The 1,454-nt window shown below is 69.1% G+C and carries 1 protein-coding gene; it reads left to right on the forward strand.

Features of this window, described 5'->3' with window-relative positions:
• The first annotated feature begins 154 nt into the window (after positions 1 to 154).
• Positions 155 to 1,429, forward strand: coding sequence for an IS701 family transposase (locus IH26_RS0152420; protein ID WP_157437913.1), 1,275 nt, complete (start codon positions 155 to 157; stop codon positions 1,427 to 1,429).
• The last annotated feature ends 25 nt before the right edge of the window (positions 1,430 to 1,454 follow it).

Raw genomic sequence — 1,454 nt, forward strand, 5'->3', positions numbered from 1 at the left:
CTAGTACGGCAGCCGCCGTTCGTGATCATGGCTGAGGCCGGCGGGAACAGGGCGGCCACCGCGTGATCTTGAGTCTGTTGTGGACAAACATCGAAATCTTGCGGTGGCCGCTGGTCACAGCCTAAACGCCGCCGGCTGGCGGCGGGTTTCAGCCCTGGTACTCGATCGTTTCGCGGGCCGGTTCGTCCGGGTCGAGCCGCGACGGGCGGCAGCCGAGTTCGTCACCGGCCTGCTCGCCGACCTCGAGGTCAAGACGAGCTGGCAGCTGGCCGAGTATGCCGGATACGACCGCCCGGACGCGATGCAGCGGCTGCTGTACCGCGCGAAGTGGGACGCCGACGCCGTCCGCGACGACGTGCGGCAGGTGGTGATCGACCGGCTCGGCGACCCCGACGGCGTGCTGGTGGTCGACGAGACCGGCGACCTGAAGAAAGGCGTCCACACCGTCGGCGTCCAGCGCCAATACACCGGCACCGCGGGACGGGTCGAGAACGCCCAGGTCAGCGTGTTCCTCGCCTACGCGAGCCGGCGCGGACACACCCTGATCGACCGCCGGATCTACCTGCCCGAGTCCTGGACCACCGACCGGCAGCGCCGTGAGCAGGCCGGCATCCCCGCCACCATCACGTTCGCCACCCGCTCCCAGTTGGCCGACGACATGATCACCGCCGCGCTTGACGCCGCCACACCGGCCCGATGGGTCACCGCGGACGAGGCCTACGGCAACAACACCGTGCTGCGCGCCCGGCTCCGCCGGCTGCGCCTGGGCTACGTCCTGGCCATCTCCCGCGACCACCTCGTCCCCATCGACGGCGGTAAGACCCGCCGCCGGGCCGACCATCTCGCCGCCGGCCTACCGGCCTGGGCGTGGACCCGGCGCAGCGCCGGCACCGGCTCGAAAGGGCCACGTCTCTACGACTGGGCCTGGCTCACCGACGTCGGCACCGACGGCGACCCGGCCGGCCCTGACGACGGCCGGCACAGCCTGCTCATCCGACGCAACTACACCACCGGTGAGCTGGCCTTCTACCGCTGCTGGACACCCGAACCGGCCGGCCTCACGCAACTTGTGCACGTGGCCGGAACCCGCTGGATCGTGGAAGAAGGATTCCAAACCGCGAAAGGCCAGGTCGGTCTCGACCAGCACCAAGTCCGCCAATGGCAATCCTGGCACCGCTTCACCACCCTCGCCCTGGCCGCCCTCGCCATCCTCGCGATCTGCGCCGCCGACACCCTCGACGATCACGCTCAGCCAGATCGTGTCCGGCTGAGCGCCAACGAAATTCGCCGCCTGATCAACATCCTGATCCTGCACCCCACCGGCAGCACCACACACCGTTTGCACTGGTCGAACTGGCGACTGCAGCACCAGGCACGAGCCAGACGAGCCCACTACGCCCGCCGCCTCAGCCTCGAATTCCAGCCATGATCACGAATGGCGGCTGCCGTACTAG

Source organism: Actinoplanes subtropicus (assembly GCF_000721705.1).
Classification (GTDB): domain Bacteria; phylum Actinomycetota; class Actinomycetes; order Mycobacteriales; family Micromonosporaceae; genus Actinoplanes; species Actinoplanes subtropicus.